Annotated in this window: 20 protein-coding genes and 1 pseudogene; 16 read left to right on the forward strand and 5 right to left on the reverse strand. The window is 70.8% G+C overall.

Annotated elements, in window-relative coordinates; translation table 11 throughout:
• Window positions 1-32: 32 nt before the first annotated feature.
• Complete coding sequence (locus ACWPXV_RS01465; protein WP_454083552.1) at window positions 33-212, reverse strand: hypothetical protein; 180 nt, start codon at window positions 210-212, stop codon at window positions 33-35.
• Window positions 213-381: 169 nt separating this feature from the next.
• Between ACWPXV_RS01465 and ACWPXV_RS01470 the strand changes: the two genes are divergently transcribed.
• Window positions 382-1,029, forward strand: coding sequence for a class I SAM-dependent methyltransferase (locus ACWPXV_RS01470; RefSeq protein ID WP_454083553.1), 648 nt, complete (start codon window positions 382-384; stop codon window positions 1,027-1,029).
• A gap of 141 nt (window positions 1,030-1,170) precedes the next feature.
• Window positions 1,171-1,884 (forward strand): HAD family hydrolase, encoded by a 714-nt coding sequence (locus tag ACWPXV_RS01475; protein WP_454083554.1) that lies wholly within the window; start codon window positions 1,171-1,173, stop codon window positions 1,882-1,884.
• Window positions 1,885-1,899: 15 nt separating this feature from the next.
• Here ACWPXV_RS01475 and ACWPXV_RS01480 read toward each other — a convergent pair whose 3' ends face one another.
• A complete protein-coding gene (locus ACWPXV_RS01480) occupies window positions 1,900-2,280 on the reverse strand; it encodes a hypothetical protein (RefSeq protein WP_454083555.1) in 381 nt (126 codons plus the stop codon).
• Between the two features lie 228 nt (window positions 2,281-2,508).
• Here ACWPXV_RS01480 and ACWPXV_RS01485 point away from each other — a divergent pair, with 228 nt between their 5' ends.
• A complete protein-coding gene (locus ACWPXV_RS01485) occupies window positions 2,509-3,342 on the forward strand; it encodes an aldo/keto reductase (RefSeq protein ID WP_454083556.1) in 834 nt (277 codons plus the stop codon).
• 24 nt (window positions 3,343-3,366) lie between these two features.
• Here ACWPXV_RS01485 and ACWPXV_RS01490 read toward each other — a convergent pair whose 3' ends face one another.
• The gene (locus tag ACWPXV_RS01490) at window positions 3,367-4,299 is read right to left on the reverse strand and encodes a RecB family exonuclease (protein WP_454083557.1); all 933 of its coding nucleotides are present in this window, start codon (window positions 4,297-4,299) and stop codon (window positions 3,367-3,369) included.
• Between the two features lie 87 nt (window positions 4,300-4,386).
• Here ACWPXV_RS01490 and ACWPXV_RS01495 point away from each other — a divergent pair, with 87 nt between their 5' ends.
• The 6 genes from ACWPXV_RS01495 to dop all read left to right on the forward strand — a co-directional run bounded on the left by ACWPXV_RS01495 (window position 4,387) and on the right by dop (window position 10,729).
• On the forward strand, window positions 4,387-5,511 hold the full coding sequence (locus tag ACWPXV_RS01495) for a site-2 protease family protein (RefSeq protein WP_454083558.1): 1,125 nt from the start codon (window positions 4,387-4,389) through the stop codon (window positions 5,509-5,511).
• Window positions 5,512-5,568: 57 nt separating this feature from the next.
• Entirely contained in the window at window positions 5,569-6,006 is a 438-nt protein-coding gene (locus ACWPXV_RS01500) for an MmcQ/YjbR family DNA-binding protein (protein ID WP_454083633.1), read from the forward strand.
• A 39-nt stretch (window positions 6,007-6,045) separates the two neighbouring features.
• The gene (locus tag ACWPXV_RS01505) at window positions 6,046-6,327 is read left to right on the forward strand and encodes a DUF2277 domain-containing protein (RefSeq protein ID WP_454083559.1); all 282 of its coding nucleotides are present in this window, start codon (window positions 6,046-6,048) and stop codon (window positions 6,325-6,327) included.
• Window positions 6,328-6,430: 103 nt separating this feature from the next.
• Window positions 6,431-7,432, forward strand: coding sequence for a tRNA (adenine-N1)-methyltransferase (locus tag ACWPXV_RS01510; protein WP_454083634.1), 1,002 nt, complete (start codon window positions 6,431-6,433; stop codon window positions 7,430-7,432).
• Between the two features lie 68 nt (window positions 7,433-7,500).
• Complete coding sequence (gene arc / locus ACWPXV_RS01515; protein WP_454083560.1) at window positions 7,501-9,138, forward strand: proteasome ATPase; 1,638 nt, start codon at window positions 7,501-7,503, stop codon at window positions 9,136-9,138.
• A 13-nt stretch (window positions 9,139-9,151) separates the two neighbouring features.
• Entirely contained in the window at window positions 9,152-10,729 is a 1,578-nt protein-coding gene (dop, locus tag ACWPXV_RS01520; protein WP_454083561.1) for a depupylase/deamidase Dop, read from the forward strand.
• 182 nt (window positions 10,730-10,911) lie between these two features.
• On the opposite strand, the gene ACWPXV_RS01525 is transcribed toward dop, so the two are convergent.
• Window positions 10,912-11,550 (reverse strand): HD domain-containing protein, encoded by a 639-nt coding sequence (locus tag ACWPXV_RS01525; protein WP_454083562.1) that lies wholly within the window; start codon window positions 11,548-11,550, stop codon window positions 10,912-10,914.
• Between the two features lie 101 nt (window positions 11,551-11,651).
• On the opposite strand from ACWPXV_RS01525, the gene ACWPXV_RS01530 reads away from it, so the two are divergent.
• The 6 genes from ACWPXV_RS01530 to ACWPXV_RS01555 all read left to right on the forward strand — a co-directional run bounded on the left by ACWPXV_RS01530 (window position 11,652) and on the right by ACWPXV_RS01555 (window position 15,148).
• The gene (locus ACWPXV_RS01530; protein ID WP_454083563.1) at window positions 11,652-12,629 is read left to right on the forward strand and encodes a GlxA family transcriptional regulator; all 978 of its coding nucleotides are present in this window, start codon (window positions 11,652-11,654) and stop codon (window positions 12,627-12,629) included.
• A gap of 185 nt (window positions 12,630-12,814) precedes the next feature.
• Window positions 12,815-13,183, forward strand: coding sequence for a DUF5655 domain-containing protein (locus ACWPXV_RS01535; protein WP_454083564.1), 369 nt, complete (start codon window positions 12,815-12,817; stop codon window positions 13,181-13,183).
• A 385-nt stretch (window positions 13,184-13,568) separates the two neighbouring features.
• Entirely contained in the window at window positions 13,569-13,889 is a 321-nt protein-coding gene (locus ACWPXV_RS01540) for a Crp/Fnr family transcriptional regulator (protein ID WP_324649982.1), read from the forward strand.
• 130 nt (window positions 13,890-14,019) lie between these two features.
• The gene (locus tag ACWPXV_RS01545; RefSeq protein ID WP_324649983.1) at window positions 14,020-14,259 is read left to right on the forward strand and encodes a heavy-metal-associated domain-containing protein; all 240 of its coding nucleotides are present in this window, start codon (window positions 14,020-14,022) and stop codon (window positions 14,257-14,259) included.
• A gap of 35 nt (window positions 14,260-14,294) precedes the next feature.
• The gene (locus ACWPXV_RS01550; protein ID WP_454083635.1) at window positions 14,295-14,528 is read left to right on the forward strand and encodes a heavy-metal-associated domain-containing protein; all 234 of its coding nucleotides are present in this window, start codon (window positions 14,295-14,297) and stop codon (window positions 14,526-14,528) included.
• 200 nt (window positions 14,529-14,728) lie between these two features.
• Window positions 14,729-15,148, forward strand: a complete 420-nt coding sequence (locus tag ACWPXV_RS01555) for a hypothetical protein (RefSeq protein WP_324649984.1) — start codon at window positions 14,729-14,731, stop codon at window positions 15,146-15,148.
• A gap of 60 nt (window positions 15,149-15,208) precedes the next feature.
• Here the strand turns inward: ACWPXV_RS01555 and ACWPXV_RS01560 are convergent.
• A pseudogene (locus ACWPXV_RS01560) lies at window positions 15,209-16,511 on the reverse strand (IS3 family transposase).
• 296 nt (window positions 16,512-16,807) lie between these two features.
• Between ACWPXV_RS01560 and ACWPXV_RS01565 the strand changes: the two are divergent.
• Entirely contained in the window at window positions 16,808-18,745 is a 1,938-nt protein-coding gene (locus ACWPXV_RS01565) for a heavy metal translocating P-type ATPase (RefSeq protein WP_454083565.1), read from the forward strand.
• Window positions 18,746-18,812 lie beyond the last annotated feature (67 nt).

The raw sequence follows: 18,812 nt of genomic DNA on the forward strand, positions 1-18,812 counted from the left end.
CGCGTGCGGAGGTCAGTGGACCGACCTGAGACCTACCGCCTATACGCGATAGTGCGCCGCACGTGTTCGGCCTGCTCGTTGCTCAGCATCCAGCGCGTTGCGCCTCGCTCGGCCAGCAGCCCGTACTGCGCTCGGAGGACATCGCGGACCCGCTTTGGGGACACATCGAGCTCACGGGCGAGATCGGCCGGGGTGCACACGTCATCCGCCATGGCGGGAGGCTATCTTCCGACGTCATGTCGCGTGCCGTGCGCGGCCTGTTCCGTATGCGACTGAGCCGTTCCATGACCACGCGCGTGTCGGGTCTTGTCCGCGCCGCAGACCTCCGGGACAGTGGTCCCGCGGGCACGCCCGTTCCGCACTGACCCTCGGGAGACTGCGATGTCCGACCGGCGCGCGTGGCAGAGAGAGGCCGACCGGCTCGGCAACGCCGACCCCGCCCACCCGACGGCCTGGTTCGAGCGGCTCTGGTCGGCCGCGCGGCGCGGGGAGGTGACGACGCCGTGGGACCGGACCGATCCGCACCCCGCCCTGGCCTCCTGGGCGCGGCCGCCTGACGGGCCTGGCCGCACCGCCGTCGTCGTCGGCTGTGGCCTGGGGGCGGACGCCGAGCACCTCGCGCGGCTCGGCTACGCGACGACGGCCTTCGACGTCTCCCCGTCCGCCGTCGCCGCCGCGCGGACGAGGAACGTCGGCTCGCCGGTGACGTACGCCGTCGCCGACCTCCTCGACCTGCCGCCCGCCTGGGCCGGCGCCTTCGACCTCGTCGTGGAGATCTACACCGTCCAGGCGGTGAGCCGTGACGTGCGCGGCCCGATGGTCGACGGCGTGCGCTCGCTCGTCGCGCCGGGCGGCACCCTGCTCGTCGTCCAGGCCGCTGCGGAGGAGCCCGACGACGAGGGCCCGCCCTGGCCGCTGACCCGCGCCGAGCTCGAGTCCTTCGCGACGCAGGGGCTCACGACCGTCGCGGTCGAGGAGATCGACGCCGACGGGCGCCCGTCGTGGCGTGCCGAGTTCCGGCGAGCGTGAGTCCACCCGCGCGCTCATGCCATGTGGCCCGGCCGCCTGGTCGACACCGTCAGCCCAGGTAGCCTGGACGAAGACCTGCCGTGCGACGCAGCGCCGACGACCGGTCGGTCGTGGCGCCGTCGCTGACCGATGGAGCCTCGCTTGACCCTCGCGAACTCAGCCACGTCCGCACGCCCCGACCACGCGCTGCGACTCCCCGCCGCCGTCCTGTGGGACATGGACGGCACCCTCGTCGACACCGAGCCGTACTGGATCGCCACCGAGGCCGCGCTGGCGGCCGAGCACGGTGGGACCTGGACCCACGAGCAGGGGCTGGCGATGGTCGGCAAGCCGATCACCCACACCGCGGCGAAGCTCCGCGAGCTGGGCGTGCCGGGCACGGACGACGAGGTCGCGGCCGAGCTCGTCCGCCGCGTCACCGAGCACATCCGCACCGACGGCCCGCCGTGGCGGCCCGGTGCCCGGGAGATCCTCACGGCCCTGGTCGAGGCGGGCGTGCCCTGCGCGCTCGTGACGATGTCCTACCGCTCGATGGCCGAGGCCGTCATCGAGACCCTGCCGGCCGGCACCTTCTCCGCCGTCGTCACGGGGGACGAGGTCACCCACAGCAAGCCGCACCCCGAGCCCTACCTGCGGGCCGCCGAGATGCTCGACGTCGACATCCGCGACTGCGTGGCCGTCGAGGACTCGGTGCCGGGCGTCGCCTCGGCGCTGGCCTCGGGCGCGGCGACGATCGCCGTGCCGCTCATGGTCGAGATCGCGCCGGGGCCCGGGCTCAGCATGCTGACAACGCTCGAGGGGCTCACGCTCAGCGAGCTCGCGACCGTCGCGTCCGGCGAGCCACTCGTCCGGTAGCAGCGGCCGCGCGTCTCACCGGCCGTCGTCGACGACGATGTTGGTGATGTCGGCGTCGCCGGTGTCCTCGAGGGGGACGTTCGGAACCTCTGAAAGCGGGATGTCGTGTACCTCCTGCGGGAACAGTCGCTCGGCCTCGAGCAGCTCGGCGAGCTCCCTGTCGACGTCCTCCTGGGTGTATGGCTCACCACCCTGGATCATGAGGTTCTCGATCTCGATGCGACGGTAGGCGACCTGCTGCTCCGGGGAAAGGTCGTCCATGAAAACGAAGTCATCGTCGCGTGGGACATCGCGAGAGAGATCGCGGGGAACGTCACCGCCTCCCACGATCGCGGCACCTGCGCCAACGACGACGGATGCAGCGCCAAAGGCCACCAACCAGTGCCTTCTGTCCATGTCCGACCCCCTCACGAGGCCCCGCCGTCCTCGCGACTCCGGGGAAGTGGGCCAAGGCTATGGGCGAGGGGGGCGGGGAGGGACGGTTTTCGAGGAGCTGAGGCGCTCCGCGAGGACAGTGTTCCGGAGCCTGGTCTCGGCATGCCGAGGACCCTCTCGGGGCCGACACTGACGGGGCGTGCCACCGTCGTGGCCTGAGATCCGCTCCCCGACAGTCCAGGAGGACCCATGACCGTTCCCGCCCTCACCCTCGACAACGGCGTCCAGATCCCTCAGGTCGGCTTCGGAGTGTTCCAGGTGCCGGCCGAGGAGACCCAGCGGGCGGTCGAGACCGCCCTCGAGGCCGGCTACCGGCACATCGACACGGCTGCCGCGTACCGCAACGAGGAGGGCGTGGGCGCCGCGCTGCGTGCGGTCGGGCTGCCCCGTGAGGACGTCTTCGTCACGACCAAGGTCCGCAACAAGGACCACGGCCTCGAGGAGACCCTCGCCGCCTTCGACGCCTCCAGCCGCGCGCTCGGACTCGACGTCGTCGACCTCTACCTCATCCACTGGCCGGTGCCGAGCAAGGACCGCTACGTCGAGACCTGGCGCGCCCTCGAGAAGCTCCACGCCGACGGCGCCGCCCGGGCGATCGGCGTCTCCAACTTCCTGCCCGAGCACCTGGAGCGGCTGCGTGCGGAGACCGACGTGCTTCCCGCCGTCAACCAGGTCGAGGTGCACCCCGGGTTCCAGAACCGCGCCGTGACGGAGGCGTCCGAGCGGGCCGGCATCGCCGTGGAGGCCTACTCGCCGCTGGGCCGGGGTGCCGCGCTGGACAAGCCGGAGGTCACGCGCACGGCGAAGGACCTCGGCGTCACACCTGCCCAGGTGGTGCTGCGCTGGCACCTCCAGCGTGGGCGGATCGTCATTCCCAAGTCGGCGACGCCCGAGCGGATCGAGCAGAACATCGACCTCTTCGGCTTCGAGCTCGACGAGGACCAGCTTGCCGCGATCGACGCCCTGGACGCCGGTGAGCGCACCGGCTGGGACCCCGCGACGATGGACCTGCCGCAGGCCTGAGCGCCGGCTCCGGGAGCGGCGGCGCTAAACCGTCGTCCCGCCCGCGACGGCCGGCACCGCGGTGGCCCCGGCCGCCGTCCGCCCGACGGCCGCGAGGAGGCGGTCCATGCCCTCCTCCGGCGGCTCCGGGGGCGTGCCGCCAAAGGACGGGCACTTGTCCCGGAAGCTGCACCAGTCGCACAGCCGCGAGACGCGCGGGCGGAAGTCACCGGTCTGCGCGGCGCGCGTGATGGCACCCCAGATCGACTCGACCTGCTCCTCGGTGGCGAGAAGCTCGTTCTCGGTGGGGTCGAGCGTGAGGACCTGCCCGTCGGCGAGGTAGACGAGCTGGAGGCGCCGCGGCGGGGTGCCGGTGAGGCGCCACAGCATGAGGCCGTAGAAGCGCATCTGGAACAGGGCGTCCGCGGCGTACTGCGGCCGCGGGGAGCGGCCGGTCTTGTAGTCGACCACCCGCACCGCGCCGTTCGGCGCGACGTCCATCCGGTCGACGAAGCCGCGCAGCATGATGCCGGAGCCGAGCTCCACCTCGAGGAGCTTCTCCCGCTCCGCCGGCTCCAGCCGCTGCGGGTTCTCCACCTGGAAGTACCGCTCGACGAGCTCACGGGCCGAGACGAGCCACGCCTGGAGCTCCTCCGGCGTCCCGAACATCTCCTCGACCTCGGGCCGCTCGGTGCGCAGCTCCTCCCACGCCGGCGCGAGGAGCTCGACGCCGGCGGCCGGGTCCCGCTGCGCAGCGGGCAGGTCGTAGAGCCGCTCGAGGACGCTGTGGACGAGGGTGCCCTTGACCGCGGCCGGGCTCGGCGGCTCGGGCAGCCGGTCGACGAGCCGGAAGCGGAACAGCAGCGGGCACTGCATGAAGTCCTTGGCGCGCGACGGCGACAGGGCCACCGGGCGCAACGCCGCCGGCTCCGCCGTGGGGGAGGCCAGGGCGGGGGACTCGGTGCTGCTCACTGCCATGGCGCCACTGTATGTCGGGGGTCCGACACGGCCGGGAAGCCCCGCCCAGGCTGTGGGCAAGGTCGCGAGGCGACATAGGCTGCAGCAATGGCACGGCTGGGTGAGCGCACGTCCTCGGGCTGGGTGATCGGGCACGTCCGCCGCGTCCCGGTCGTCTTCGCCCCGTCCTGGTTCTTCATGGCGATCGTCCTCGGCGCACTCGTCGCACCGACGATCACCCGCGTCGTGCCGGGCGCCGGGACGGCCGCCACCGTCATGGCCGCCGCGAGCGTGCCCCTCATGCTCCTGCTCGGCGTGCTCGCCCACGAGCTCGCCCACGGCATGGCCGGCCACGCCGTCGGCTCCCCGCCGCGCGAGTACGTCCTCACCCTGTGGGGCGGGCACACCCAGTTCACCTCCGACATGCGCAGTCCCGGCGCCTCCGCGCTCGTCTCCGTCGTCGGCCCGCTCGCCAACGCGGTCCTCGCGGGCCTCTCGTGGATCGCCGTCCTCCAGGTCGACTCCCCGCTCGCGTCGGTCGTGTGGCAGATCGCCGCGCTGAGCAACGCCGTCGTCGCGATCTTCAACCTCCTGCCCGGCTACCCGCTCGACGGCGGCCGCATCCTCGAGGCGATCGTCTGGAAGATCACGGGGGACCGGCTCACCGGGACGAGCGTCGCCGGCTGGGGCGGGCGCGTCGTCGCCGTCCTCATCGTCGTCGTCGGGCTGGGACGGCCCCTCATGGTGGGCCTGCGCCCGACGATCTTCACCGTCCTGTGGGTGGTGCTGCTCGCCGGCTACCTGTGGACCGCCTCCAGCCAGGCCGTCAACCTCGCCCGCGCCCGCCGCAACGCAGCGCACATCGACCTGCGTCTCATCGCCGAGCCCGCCGTCGCCCTGCCCGCCTCCGCCCCCGTCGCGGCCGCGGACACCGTGGGACAGCGGCGCATCGTCCTGCTCGACGACGGCGGCCGGGTGAGCGGGCTCGTCGACCCCTCGGTCCTCGCCCAGGTCCCGCCGCACGCCCGTCCCACCACGCCGCTGTCCGCGGTCGCCTCCGTGCTCCCCGCCGGGAGCGTCGTCACCGAGCTCCTGGGTGCCGACGGCGTGGGCGCCGCCGCCCGGGCCGCCCGCACGAGCCCCGTCGTCGTCCTCGCCGACGGGCCGGCCGGGATCGTCGGCGTCCTCACCGTCGACCGCCTCGAGGAGGCGTTGCGCCACGCCCCGCGGTGAACAGGCCCGCGATGTCGGTGCCCGGTCCTACCCTCCCGTCATGAGGAGGTGGTGACAGTGCCGCACCCGCGGATGTACGACGACGACGATCCCTACCTCGCCCGGCTGCGTCCCCTCGCGCTCGGCTTCCCCTCCGCCACGGAGGTCGAGACCTTCGGGCGGCCCACCTTCCGGGCGCGCAAGATGTTCGCGATCTACGGCGGGGGCACGAAGGGTCCGGCCGGCACGCGCCGCCAGTACGAGCACGGTCTCATCGTGGTCCCGGACGGGGAGGAGGAGCTGGCCGCCCTCCAGGAGGACCCGCGCGCCTTCGTGCCCGCGTACTACGGGCCCTTCGGCTGGGTGGGGATCGACCTTGCCGCCGCTGCGCCGGAGGAGGTCGACTGGCAGGAGGTCGCCGAGCTGCTCGACGGCTCCTACCGGCAGGTCGCCGGGCCGCGCCTCGTGCGGCGCCTGGACGAGGACGGCGGCCCCGCCGGGAGAGGAGGCGCCTGAGGTCTTCCCGGTGGCCCCTCGCGGTGCCACCCTGGAGACATGTGCCGCAACATCCACCCCCTGCACAACTACGCGCCGCCCGCCACGGACGACGAGGTCCACGCCGCCGCCCTGCAGTACGTGCGCAAGGTCGCCGGCATGACCAAGCCCTCGCAGGCCAACGCCGAGGCCTTCGAGCACGCGGTGGAGCACGTCGTCGCCGCCACCCGCGAGCTCCTCGACTCGCTCGTCACCCACGCCCCGCCCAAGGACCGGGAGGTCGAGGCCGCCAAGGCGCGCGAGCGCAGCCGGCTCCGCTTCCCCGAGCAGCAGACCGCCTGACGGCCGGAAGGCCCGACGGTCACGGCCCGTAGACTCGTCGACCGTGACTTCCGAACCCGCCACCGACCGCCCGCTCGGTCCCGCACGCCGTCGCGGACCCCTCATGATCGGGGAGCGGGTGCAGCTGACCGACCCGAAGGGCCGCCTGCACACGATCACCCTCGACCCGCAGGCCACCTTCCAGACGCACCGCGGCTACCTGCGCCACGACGCGATCATCGGCGGGGACGAGGGCGTCGTCGTCGCCACCACCGGCGGGGTCGAGTACCTCGTGCTGCGCCCGCTGCTGGCCGACCACGTCCTGTCGATGCCGCGCGGCGCCGCCGTCATCTACCCCAAGGACGCGTCGCAGATCGTCGCGATGGCCGACATCTTCCCCGGGGCGCGGGTCGTCGAGGCGGGCGTCGGCTCGGGTGCGCTGAGCATGTCCCTGCTCCAGGCCGTGGGCCCGCAGGGGCGGCTGCTGTCCATCGAGCGGCGCGCCGACTTCGCCGACATCGCCCAGTCCAACGCGCGGGCCTGGTTCGGGGAGGACCACCCCGCGTGGGAGGTCGTCATCGGTGACCTCGCCGACGTCCTGCCCACCGCCGTCGAGCCCGGGTCGGTGGACCGCATCGTCCTCGACATGCTCGCCCCCTGGGAGAACCTCGCCGTCGCGGCCGACGCCCTCGCGCCGGGCGGTGTCCTCATCGCCTACGTCGCCACCACCACCCAGCTCTCGCGCTTCGTCGAGGACGCCAAGGCCACCGAGCAGTTCACCGAGCCGCGCGCGTGGGAGACGCTCCTGCGCGGCTGGCACCTCGAGGGCCTGGCCGTGCGCCCGGACCACCGGATGATCGGCCACACCGGCTTCCTCGTCACCACCCGGCGGATGGCTCCGGGCGTCACGCCCCCGCTGCGCAAGCGCCGCCCCGCCAAGGGGTCCTACCCGGTGGAGGAGGACTGGGCGGAGGACCTGGGCGAGCGCACCGTCTCGGACAAGAAGCTGCGCCGCGTGCGCCGCGACCAGGACCGTGCCGAGCAGCTGCGGGCCTCCGGGCAGCCCGGGGACGCGGGACCGGCAGAGGGCACCGCCGCGGACGAGTCCGAGCCGCCCACCCTCTGACCCGCGCCTGCGGCCCCCACGGTGGGTGACCTACCGTGGGGGCGGTACCGAGCAGGGAAGGGGCCGACATGGCCGAGGCTGGGATGGACGACTTCCGCGTGAACCGCGTGCGCGAGCTGGAGCAGCAGGCGATCAGCCTCGCGACGAAGAACGAGCGGCTCGCCACGGCGCTCCAGGGCGCCCGCGACCAGCTCGCCACCATGCAGGAGCAGCTCGACGCCCTCTCCCGCCCGCCGGCCAGCATCGCCACCGTCCTGTCGGTCCACGTCACCGAGCGCGAGCTCGAGGTGCTGTCCTCCGGCCGCCGCCTGCGCGTGGCCGCCGCGCCGTCCCTGCCGCTGGGCGCGCTGCGCCCCGGCCAGCACGTGCGCCTCAACGAGTCGCTCGTCGCTGTCCAGGCGGGAGGCTTCGAGGACACCGGTGAGCTCGTCGCCGTCAAGGAGGTCGTCGACGACACCCGCGTCCTCGTCGTCGCCCGCTCCGACGACGAGCGCGTCCTGCGCCTCTCGGCGCCCCTGGCCGCCGCGGGCGTGCGGGTGGGGGACACCGTCCTCGCCGACCTGCGCAGCGGCTTCGCGCTCGAGCACGTCGAGCGCTCGGAGGTCGAGGACCTGCTGCTGGAGGAGACGCCGGACGTCGACTACGGCGACATCGGTGGTCTCGGCACCCAGATCGAGCAGATCCGCGACGCCGTCGAGCTGCCCTTCCTCCACCCCGAGCTCTACCGCGAGCACGGCCTCAAGCCGCCGAAGGGTGTCCTGCTGTACGGCCCGCCCGGGTGCGGCAAGACCCTCATCGCCAAGGCGGTGGCCACCTCGCTCGCCGAGGCCGCCGGCCAGGCCGACGGGCACCGCCCCGGCAGCTACTTCATCAACGTCAAGGGCCCCGAGCTCCTCAACAAGTACGTGGGGGAGACCGAGCGGCAGATCCGCGTCATCTTCGCCCGCGCCCGGGAGAAGGCCGCCCTGGGGCTGCCCGTCGTCGTCTTCTTCGACGAGATGGACTCCCTGTTCCGTACCCGCGGCACCGGCGTGTCCAGCGACGTCGAGACGACGATCGTGCCGCAGCTGCTCAGTGAGATCGACGGCGTGGAGAAGCTCGAGAACGTCGTCATCATCGGCGCCTCCAACCGCGAGGACATGATCGACCCCGCGATCCTGCGCCCCGGCCGCCTCGACGTGAAGATCAAGATCGAGCGTCCCGACGCCGACGGCGCCCGGCAGATCCTCGCCAAGTACCTCACCCCCGACCTCCCCATCCACCCCGAGGAGATCGAGCGCCACGGCGACGCCGCCGGCGCGGTCGCCGCGATGGGCGAGGCCGTCGTCGAGCGCCTGTACTCGACGACGCACGACAACCGCTTCCTCGAGGTCACCTACGCGAGTGGTGACAAGGAGGTCCTGTACTTCAAGGACTTCGCCTCCGGCGCGATGATGGCCAACATCGTCGACCGCGCGAAGAAGGCGGCGATCAAGGACCTCATCGCCACCGGCGAGCGCGGTCTGCGCACCGCGCACCTCCTCGCCGGCTACGCCGCCGAGATGCGCGAGAACGAGGACCTGCCCTCGACCACGAACCCCGACGACTGGGCGCGGGTGGCCGGGAAGAAGGGCGAGCGGATCGTCTTTATGCGCACCCTCGGCGGGTCGGGCATGACCGACGGCGCCGAGCCCACGCGGGTCGTGGAGACCCGCGACTACCTGTGAGCGGAGCGGGCCGATGACCGTGCACCGGATGATGGGCATCGAGACCGAGTACGGGGTCCTGCAGCCCGGGCAGCCGATGGCCAACCCGATGGCTCTGTCGGCCGCCGTCGTCGTCGCGTACGCGCAGACGGTGGGCGAGGGCGCGACGGCGCGGTGGGACTACGAGGGGGAGGACCCGCTGGCCGACGCCCGCGGCTTCCGTCTCGACCGTGCCGCGGCGCACCCCGACCAGCTCACCGACTCCCCGGCCGAGCGGGCCGCGGCGCTGGGACGCTTCCACCGCCGTCGCCCGGGCGTGGACGAGCCGGCCTCCGCGGCGACGTCGCTCGTGCTCACCAACGGTGCGCGGCTGTACGTCGACCACGCCCACCCGGAGTACTCCAGCCCCGAGGTCACCGGTCCGCGCGACGCGGTGCGGTGGGACCGGGCGGGGGAGGAGGTCATGCGCCGCGCCGCCGCCGCGCTGGCCGCCGAGCCCGCGATGCCCGACGTCGCGCTGTACAAGAACAACGTCGATGGCAAGGGCCAGTCCTACGGGACCCACGAGAACTACCTCATGGACCGGGCGGTGCCCTTCGGGGACGTCGTCCGCTACCTCACGCCCTTCCTCGTCACTCGCCAGGTGTTCACGGGCGCGGGCCGGGTGGGCCTGGGGCAGCGCTCGGAGGTGCCGGGCTTTCAGCTCTCCCAGCGGGCCGACTACATCGAGAACGACGTCGGTCTGGAGACGACCTTCAACCGGCCGATCATCAACACCCGCGACGAGCCGCACGCCGACGCGTCGCGCTACCGGCGCCTGCACGTCATCGTCGGGGACGCCAACCTCCTCGAGGTGGCGACCTGGCTCAAGCTCGCCACCACCTCCCTCGTGCTGTGGCTGCTCGAGCAGGACGCCGTGCCGCTCGCCCTGGACGCGATGGCGCTGGACGACTCCGTGGCGGAGACGCGGCTGGTCAGCCACGACACGACCCTCACCCACCGGCTCACGCTCGCCGACGGGCGGCAGATGACGGCGCTGGAGATCCAGCGGGTCTACCTCGACGTCATCGGTGATGCTCTCGGCGAGGACGTCGACGCCGAGACGCGCGCGGTCCTCGACCGCTGGGACTCGTTGCTCACCCGCCTGGGGGAGGACCCGATGTCCTGCGCCGCCGAGGTGGAGTGGGTGGCCAAGCTCAGGCTGCTCGAGGGCATGCGCCGCCGCGACGGCATCGGCTGGGACGACCCCCGCCTGGCTGCGCTCGACCTCCAGTGGTCCGACGTGCGTCCCGAGCGCAGCATCTACCAGCGCCTTGCCGCGTCCGGTGCTGTCGAGCTCATCGTGAGCCCGGAGGAAGTGACCGAGGCGGTCCACGCCGCCCCGGTGGACACGCGCGCGTGGTTCCGCGGCGAGACGATCCGCCGCTACGGCGCCGGGGTCGCGGCGGCCGGGTGGGAGTCGGTCGTCCTCGACGTGCCGGGCGAGGAGCACCTCGTGCGCCTGCCCATGGCCGAGCCGGCGCGCGGCAGCCGCGAGCACGTCGGGGAAGCACTGGACGCCAGCGCCGACATCGCCACGCTCCTCGAGGAGCTGCGCCGCCGCCACGGCTGACGCTCTCCTCATCGAGAGCCGACTTGTTCACCGAGACATGACGGTAGGGGGCGAACGATATGGGTCAGTGCGGCGCGTACGGGGATGTGGGACCAGGATCGGGCTGTGGGCCGTCTCCCCGTGGGTTGCTCTATTCGCTAACCCGGGAGGTTTCGCACTCCGGCCCTACCGGCAGGATGATGTCACTCTGGCCAGGCGGAGTTCTGGATGATCTCCACGAAGTTCATACGCTCGAACCCGGGCTGGGTGTGGGCCAGGACGTCGGCCTTCACGTTGCCGAAGGTGGTGTGCGGGCGGTCCTTGAGGCCCTCGGCGAAGGAAGCGATGATCTGCTTCTTGAAGCCTGGGCGCGGGTGGGCCGCGACGACGGCCGCTCGCTGCTCATCGGTGATCGTGTCGTAGCCCATTCCTAGGACGTCCAGCTCTACGCCTCGGGTCACGAGGGCGACCTCGGGGGCCATGTGCAGCGGGATCTCGGGCGTGGTGTGCAGGGCGATGGCGTTCCACACCCGATCGGCCGCCTCGCCGTCGATGCCGTAGGTTCCGAGGAAGCGGCGGGCCTCGTCGGCGGCGTCGATCTCGAACCGCTGGTCGGTGCGGCGGTAGCGCTCGGTGAGGCCCAGGTCGTGGAACATCGTGCCGATGTACAGCAGCTCGGGGTCGTACTCGAGGCCGTCGCGCTGCCCCCGCAGTGACGCGAACAGGAACACGCGACGGGAGTGGTCGTACACGAGCTGGGTTGCCACGTCGCGCAGCAGCGCCGTCGCATCCTTGGCCATCGCGCTGTCGGGGATCTGGACACCGGCGATCATCTCGGTCATCGGGGCCGCCTTTCGGAGGGGAACGGGGTCTTCAACCATCGTGGCGCCTACTGCTACGGTCACGCCATGTCATTCCAGCCCGATACCCCTCGGTTTCGGACATGAAGCACCGCGTCGGGATTGTGGTGTTCGACGGGATGACGCTGTTGGACGCCAGCGGTCCGGCCGAGGTGTTCCACCACGCCGACCCGTCCGGTGAGCACTACGACATCACCTACGTTTCCCCGGCCGGTGGCACCGTGGTCGCCTCATCCGGGATGGCACTGGCGGGAACTATCGCGGCCGACGACATCGCCCCGCTGGACACAGTGTTGGTGGCCGGCGGCCGTCACCTGGCAAGCGGTCCGTTCGACGCCGCGCTCCTGGCTGCCGTGCAACGGCTCGCCGACGGCGCCCAGCGGGTGGCGTCGGTGTGCACCGGCGCCTTTGTGCTCGCCGAGCTCGGCTACCTCGATGGGCGCCGCGCCACCACCCACTGGCGTCATGCCCACGTGTTGGCGCGGCTCTACCCGCGGGTGCAGGTAGAGCCCGACGTCATCCACGTCCGCGACGGGCGCTACCTCACCTCCGCCGGCATCAGTGCCGGAATCGACCTCGCCCTCGCACTCGTGGAGGCCGACCTCGGGGTAGACACCGCTCGCGAGACCGCACGCGAGCTGGTGATGTTCATGCAGCGCCCCGGAGGCCAGACACAGTTCTCCAGTGTCCTGCAAACCCCGCCCGCCCGGGCGCCACAACTGCGCTCACTCATGGACGCGGTGCTCGCCGAGCCCGCTGCAGAACACACGGTGGCCACGATGGCGGCCATGGCCGGCGTCAGTCAACGCCACCTCCACCGGATGTTTCGTACCGAGCTCGGCACACCACCAGGACGGTGGCTCGAGCAGGTCCGCGTCGACGTCGCCCGCACACTCGTCCTCGATGGCCACACCCTCACGCGTGTTGCGCAGCTGTGCGGCCTCGGCAGCGACGAAACGCTCCGCCGCGCCTTCGCCCGGCACCTGGGAACAACGCCCTCCAACTACCGGGCACGGTTCAGCACAGCGCTTGACGGCACCGTTCCGGCGAAGGGTCCTTGAGCGGACTGCGCCGGCTGCGCGGCTACTCATGTCTTCACGAACCACCTCGGTCAGCGCGGAGCGAGTGAGGTGCACCGGCCGGCCGCTCATGACGCGGCTTGCCCACCCGCGTGCCGTCCAGGTGATCTCTCCTGGTCCTGCCTGGGCTGGTGGCCGGTGGCGTCCTGTGGATCTACGCTCGGGCGATGCGCGATGAGGCTGCTTCCCCGGAGGATCTGTTTCACGGCTTCCCCGAGGGTCTTGCGATCTGCCGCGCGGTCCAGGAGGCCGTGCACGCGATCGGCGAAGCGACGGTGAGGGTGACCAAGAGCCAGGTCACCTTCGGCCGCCGCCGTGGCTTTGCCTACGTGTGGCGACCGGGGCAGTACGTCAATAGTGATGTACCAGCGGTGCTCTCCATCGCGCTGCCGCGCGAACTGAGATCCGAACGAATCAAGGAAGTTGCTCATTCCTCGGCGAAGGTGTGGATGCACCACATTGAGCTTCACGAGCCCAGCGACGTGGACGATCAGATCGTCGAATGGCTTACCGAGGCGTACGCGAGCGCACGTTGACCGCGGCACGGCCGCGCGCCGAGCCGCTGTGAGCGTCCCGGATGGGAACCACCCTCGGGGGGCGCTCTCCGTGGCTGCGACGGTGGCGCAAGCCACAGCCGAGAACCGCGAACCGTCAAGCATCCTGAAGAGGGCGACGAGCCCTCGTCGTCGCTGTAGCGGAATCGTTCGTTTGCGTACAGCAGACTGCCAGTGGTGCGCCGTGGCTGCCAAGAATGGAATGCGGCAATCAGAGCCGCACTGTCAACGTGATGCGGGACTCCATCCAGGGCTCCCGCCGCAGCTGACCGTGGAAGGCCGGCACGGGGATCCGATGGCAGCGGACTGGCATCGACGTAGCCCGTAGATGCCCGGGATAGGTGGGCGGCTTAGTGTGGCGCGGACAGTGCTAGACGACGTCACCGCGCTGCTAGCGCAAGCGCGTGCGGACGTAACCGCGCAGTCCACCGCCACCGTCGCCCAGCGGGTAGCGACCACGTTGTTGCGCCTGGCCGGGAAGTTCGGGCAGGACAGTGCCTGTGGTGGCACCTTGATCCAGCTGCCGCTGTCTCGCACCGACCTGGCCGGCATGGCCGGTTCGACACCGGAGTCCGTCTCCCGGGTGATGAGCCAGCTCCGCAAGGACGGCATCATCGACTCCGGACGCAGATGGACCGCCATCCTGGACCGCGGCCGTCTGCTCGCCACCGTGGCGGCCAGTGCCTGAGGGCCGAGGACTTGCTGATGTCTGTTGCGGTTGATTGACGTAGATCATGGTTCGGTTCCTGCCCCGCCCGTAACGTCGTAGCCAGCACCCAAGAAGGGTGAGACCTCGTCAGAAATGGAAGGGACACACTATGAGCACCACCGCTCCCACCACCACCCACACCATCCTGCGCGCCGAGGGCTTCTCCTGCCCCTCCTGCGTGGCGAAGATCGAGAAGCGTGTCGGGCGCCTGGACGGCGTCAGCGCCGTGAAGGTCCAGTTCGCCTCCGCGCGCATCGAGGTCGACCACGACCCGGCGAAGGCCAGCGTCGAGGACCTGATCGCCGCCGTTGCCAAGGCCGGGTACGTCGCCAAGCCCGCCGCATTCTGACGCCCGCCGCGCCAAGGAGAAGGACAGTGAGCGTGATGGCGCAGGCGGCGCACCTGCAGTTGCGCCTGGGGGAGTTGTTCTGCCCCTCGTGCGCCACCGACATCAACCGGCACCTGAAGCGTCTTGCGGGTGTGCAAGCCGTGCACGTCGATCTCGGCTCCGGCCGGGTCGACGTCGACTACGACCCTCAACGCTTGGACGTCGAGGACATCCTGGTGACCGTCGGCGGTGCCGGCGTTACCGCAAGCGTTGTCTCGGAGGACAGGTAGAACCGCCTCCACTGGGACAAGCGGGGACGTCGACCCGTGCCCAGACCGCAAGCGAGAGCCCAAACTGGCCGGACGGCCCCCGCCGCCAATCGGTGCCCGAACCGGTCACGGGCTCCATCAATGAATCAGGGGGAGCCTGCCCGCTGCTTTGTGGAGTTCGAGCCGCTGGTATTCCCCCGTCCGAAACTCAGGAGGTCGCTATGATCGTCAAGCTTCACCATGTCCCGCCGCGACTGGCGAGCGGGGCCTTCATCTTGAACACCGGAATCACGAAGCGGTCATTGGACCTCGAAGGGGCAACGGGGTTGCGGGACCAAGCCGCCAACGCGTTCCCGTTCTTGAAGAAGATGGACCCGGTCCGCTTCGGGAAGGCGTTGTCGACCTTCGAGATCGCTCTGGGCACGGCGCTGCTAGCCCCGGTGGTACCCACCCGGGTGGCCGCGGCCGGCCTGAGTGGTTTCTCGGCCGCATTGATGGCCGTGTACCTCAAGACGCCAGGCTTCACCCGTGATGACGGAATCCGTCCAGCGCCGGCTGGCATGGGGATTGCTCGGGACGTCTTCATGCTCGGTAGCGGTCTGGGCCTGATGGTGGAGGAACTGGCAACCAGGCGAACCTGACGGAGCCGTCCCGCCATGCGTATGACACCCTGAATCGCCCCGGGTCTCGTAGAGGCTCGGTTACGTGGAACCAGCCCCGGTCGGGACAGGTGTTTCAGGGTAGTGCTCGGGTGTGACGCTGGCCCAGTGGGCAGCTTCGAGCTCGGCCGGCGGGACGAGTCCGATTTCGCCGTGCAGGCGCCTGTGGTGAACCAGTCGACGTACTCGGCGACGGCGATCTCGACGTCGGTGACGTTCTTCCAACCGCCCTTGGGCCGCATGATCGGGTTGCGGATGCACTCGGCCTTGAACAGCGAGTTCAGCGCCTCGGCCATCGCGTTGTCGTAGGAATCACCGCGGCTGCCGACCGAGGCGACGGCTTCGGCCTCGGCGAGCCGCTCGGTATAGCGAATCGCTCGATATTGCACTCCTCTGTCGCTGTGATGGACCAGTCCAGTGACGTCGCGGCCCGCGCGCTGCCGGTTCCACAGGCCCATGTCCAAGGCATCCAGCGCCAGGTCGGTGCGCAACGACGTCGACACCTGCCAGCCGACGATCATTCGACTGAACACATCCAGGACGAACGCCGCGTAGGTCCAGCCCGCGTGCGTGCGCACGTAGGTCAGGTCCGCGACCCAGAGCTGGTTGGGGCCGGTCGCGACGAACTTCCGGTTCACCAGGTCCTCAGGCCGCTCGGTCTCGCCGCCATCGCCGATGGTGGTCTTGCGGGTCTTCTCCCGCGAGATTCCACGCAGACCCTCTTGCCGCATCAGGCGTTCGACGGTGCACTTGGCGACCTTCACGCCTTCACGGTTGAGCTCGGCGTGGATCTTCCTCGCTCCGTAGACACCCAGGTTGGCCTTGTGGGCGACCTTGATGTCGGTGACCAGCTCGGCGTCGCGGATCGCGCGCGCCGACGGCGCCCTGGTCTTCGTTGCGTAGTAGCCACTCGGGGCGATCTGAACGCCGGCCTTCTTCAGCACGGTGCAGATCGACTCGACCCCGACCTCGCGCCCATCCACGATGTCGTGGCGGTGGGCGTCGATGTAGGCGACTACTTGCTGGTGGGGCGGTCGAGCTCCGCCGCGAAGAAAGCCGCCGAGGTCTTCAAGATGTGGTTCGCGCGCCGCAGCTCGCGGTTCTCCTGCTCGAGCTTGGCGATCCGCTCGGCCTCGGCACTCGTGGTGCCCGGACGCGCGCCGCCGTCGATCTCGGCCTGCCGGACCCAGCCGCGCAGGGTCTCCGGATGCATGCCGAGCTGCTCAGCCACACGCTGGATCGCGCCCTGCTTCGTAGCGGGGTCCTGCCGGAGCTCCACGGCCATCCTCGTGGCACGCTCACGCAACTCGTCGGGGTACTTCCTCGGTGCTGCCATGACTCTCATCCTCCATGGATTGAGAGCCTCCACCAGACCCGGGGCGATTCACCCGGCCCCACGGGTCCCGTGGAGTGGGGTGTGGTCATGGGCGCCCGCGGGCCAAGGCTACGTGGCTCGTCCGGCCGCATTCTGAGCCAGACCAGCTGAGCGTCGCGCCAGCACGCTGGAGCAGTCCCGGCGGCGGTACACGGACGGGTCTGCGGTTGATTGACGCCGGTCATGGTTGCCCGGTGCCGATCTTCGTAACGTCGTTGTCAGCACCTCGAACTGGGGTTGGACAGTTATAGGAAGGTCGAACAGCGATGAACAAGCTGCAGCAGTGGTGGTACGGCAGGTGGACGATCCCGGTCCTCTCGGGCACGTTGATCCTCATCTCCTTCTTTGTGGCCCGCGTCCTGGGGTCCAATGCCTGGAGCAACTCCTTCATGGTGGCCGCCGCCGTGGTCGCAGGTACCCCGATCGTGACCAAGGCCGCCCGCGCGCTGATGGCCCGGGTCATCGGCATCGACCTGCTGGTCTCCGTCGCCGCGATCGGTGCGGTCATCATCGGGGAGTACTGGGAGGCCGCCGCGGTGACCTTCCTCTTCGCCATCGGCCACGCCCTTGAGTCAGCCACACTCAACAAGACCCGCTCGGCGCTAGCCGAGCTGGTCGCCGTCGCCCCCGACGTCGCCGTGGTCATGCGTGACGGTGAGCAGGTCGAAGTCCCTGCCGCCTCGGTGGCCATGGGCGAGATCGTCCTGGTCAAGAACGGCGCCAAGGTCCCCGTCGACGGCGAGGTCGTCGCCGGCACCGGCGCCCTGGACGAGGCCTCCATCACCGGAGAGTCCATCCCCGTGGAGAAGTCCAAGGGCGACCACGTCTTCGCCGGCACCGTCGCCAAGGGCGGGTTTCTCCAGGTGCTGGCCACCGGAATCGGCGCCGACACCACCCTGGCCCGCATCATCCACCGCGTGGAGGACGCCCAGGACGCCAAGGCCAAGACCGCCCAGTTCATGGACCGGTTCTCCGCCTGGTACACCCCGGCCATCATGGTCCTGGCCCTCGTGGTGGGCCTGCTCACCGGTGACGTCGTCCTCGGGCTGACCCTGCTGGTTATCGGCTGCCCCGGCGCGCTGGTCATCTCCATCCCCGTCTCCATCGTCGCCGGCATCGGCCGGGCCGCCAAGGACGGCATCCTGATCAAGGGCGGGGAGTACCTGGAAACCTCCGGCAAGATCACCGCCGTCGCAGTCGACAAGACCGGCACCCTGACCAAAGGCCGCCCCCACCTGACCGACGTCGTCGTCCTGGACCCGACCATGGACCGCAGTCAGGTGCTGACCTGGGCCGCCCGGGCCGAGGCCGGCTCCGAACACCCCCTCGCCCGTCCCATCCTGGACGCCGCAGCCGCAGAGGGGGTGGCCACCCCGGGCCTGCCCGAGGTCACCGAGCCCGTGCCCGGCAAGGGCATCACCGCCACCACCGGCGGACACCGGGTCCTGATCGGCAACCTGGCCCTGCTCGAGCAGTACGGCATCGCCGACACCGTCGGCGCCGGGCAGGTGGCTGATGAGCTCGCGGCCGCCGGGCGCACCGCGATGATCGTGGCGCTCGACGAGACGGTGGCCGGTGTGGTCGCCGTCGCCGATGAGGTGCGCGCCGACGCCGCGGAGATGGTCGCCCGCCTGCACGAGGCCGGGGTGAAGAAGGTGGTCATGCTCACCGGCGATGCCCCGCTCGTGGCCGACGCCGTCGGCCGGGCGATCGGGGTCGATGAGATCCGGGCGGGTCTGCTGCCCGAGGACAAGCTCGACGCGGTGGCCGACCTGCAGCGTCAGGGTCACGTCGTGGCCATGGTCGGTGACGGCGTCAACGACGCCCCGGCCCTGGCCACCGCCGATATCGGCGTAGCCATGGGTGCGGCCGGCTCGGCCGTGGCCGTAGAGACCGCCGACATCGCCCTCATGGGCGACAACCTGCTCAAGCTCCCCGAAGCGATCGGCCTGGCCCGGCGCACCGTGAACAACATGCGCCAGAACATCACCATCGCCCTGATCACCGTGGCCGTGCTGTTGGCCGGAGTGCTGCTCGGCGGAGTGACCATGTCCATCGGGATGCTCGTCCACGAAGCCTCGGTCCTGGTCGTGATCGTCAACGCCATGCGCTTGCTGCGCCGCCACCAGGACACCACCAGCACCACGGCGACACCTTCCGCGCCAGTTACCGCCGCACCGATCCCAGCTGCGGTCCGGTCCTGACCCTCTACCCCGGCCGGGACGCCTCATCCACCGTCCCGGCCAGGCGCGGATGTATCACCGCCGGGTA

This window comes from Georgenia sp. Marseille-Q6866, assembly GCF_965111665.1.

Coding starts and splice junctions, on each gene's coding strand:
- ACWPXV_RS01555 (WP_324649984.1), top strand. CDS start 14,729: ATGATCGTCAAGCTTCACCATGTCCCGCCGCGACTGGCGAGCGGGGCC.
- ACWPXV_RS01470 (WP_454083553.1), top strand. CDS start 382: ATGTCCGACCGGCGCGCGTGGCAGAGAGAGGCCGACCGGCTCGGCAAC.
- ACWPXV_RS01550 (WP_454083635.1), top strand. CDS start 14,295: ATGGCGCAGGCGGCGCACCTGCAGTTGCGCCTGGGGGAGTTGTTCTGC.
- ACWPXV_RS01505 (WP_454083559.1), top strand. CDS start 6,046: ATGTGCCGCAACATCCACCCCCTGCACAACTACGCGCCGCCCGCCACG.
- ACWPXV_RS01545 (WP_324649983.1), top strand. CDS start 14,020: ATGAGCACCACCGCTCCCACCACCACCCACACCATCCTGCGCGCCGAG.
- ACWPXV_RS01535 (WP_454083564.1), top strand. CDS start 12,815: ATGCGCGATGAGGCTGCTTCCCCGGAGGATCTGTTTCACGGCTTCCCC.
- ACWPXV_RS01490 (WP_454083557.1), bottom strand. CDS start 4,299: ATGGCAGTGAGCAGCACCGAGTCCCCCGCCCTGGCCTCCCCCACGGCG.
- ACWPXV_RS01480 (WP_454083555.1), bottom strand. CDS start 2,280: ATGGACAGAAGGCACTGGTTGGTGGCCTTTGGCGCTGCATCCGTCGTC.
- ACWPXV_RS01510 (WP_454083634.1), top strand. CDS start 6,431: ATGATCGGGGAGCGGGTGCAGCTGACCGACCCGAAGGGCCGCCTGCAC.
- ACWPXV_RS01530 (WP_454083563.1), top strand. CDS start 11,652: ATGAAGCACCGCGTCGGGATTGTGGTGTTCGACGGGATGACGCTGTTG.
- ACWPXV_RS01485 (WP_454083556.1), top strand. CDS start 2,509: ATGACCGTTCCCGCCCTCACCCTCGACAACGGCGTCCAGATCCCTCAG.
- ACWPXV_RS01565 (WP_454083565.1), top strand. CDS start 16,808: ATGAACAAGCTGCAGCAGTGGTGGTACGGCAGGTGGACGATCCCGGTC.
- arc (WP_454083560.1), top strand. CDS start 7,501: ATGGCCGAGGCTGGGATGGACGACTTCCGCGTGAACCGCGTGCGCGAG.
- ACWPXV_RS01465 (WP_454083552.1), bottom strand. CDS start 212: ATGGCGGATGACGTGTGCACCCCGGCCGATCTCGCCCGTGAGCTCGAT.
- dop (WP_454083561.1), top strand. CDS start 9,152: ATGACCGTGCACCGGATGATGGGCATCGAGACCGAGTACGGGGTCCTG.
- ACWPXV_RS01495 (WP_454083558.1), top strand. CDS start 4,387: ATGGCACGGCTGGGTGAGCGCACGTCCTCGGGCTGGGTGATCGGGCAC.
- ACWPXV_RS01525 (WP_454083562.1), bottom strand. CDS start 11,550: ATGACCGAGATGATCGCCGGTGTCCAGATCCCCGACAGCGCGATGGCC.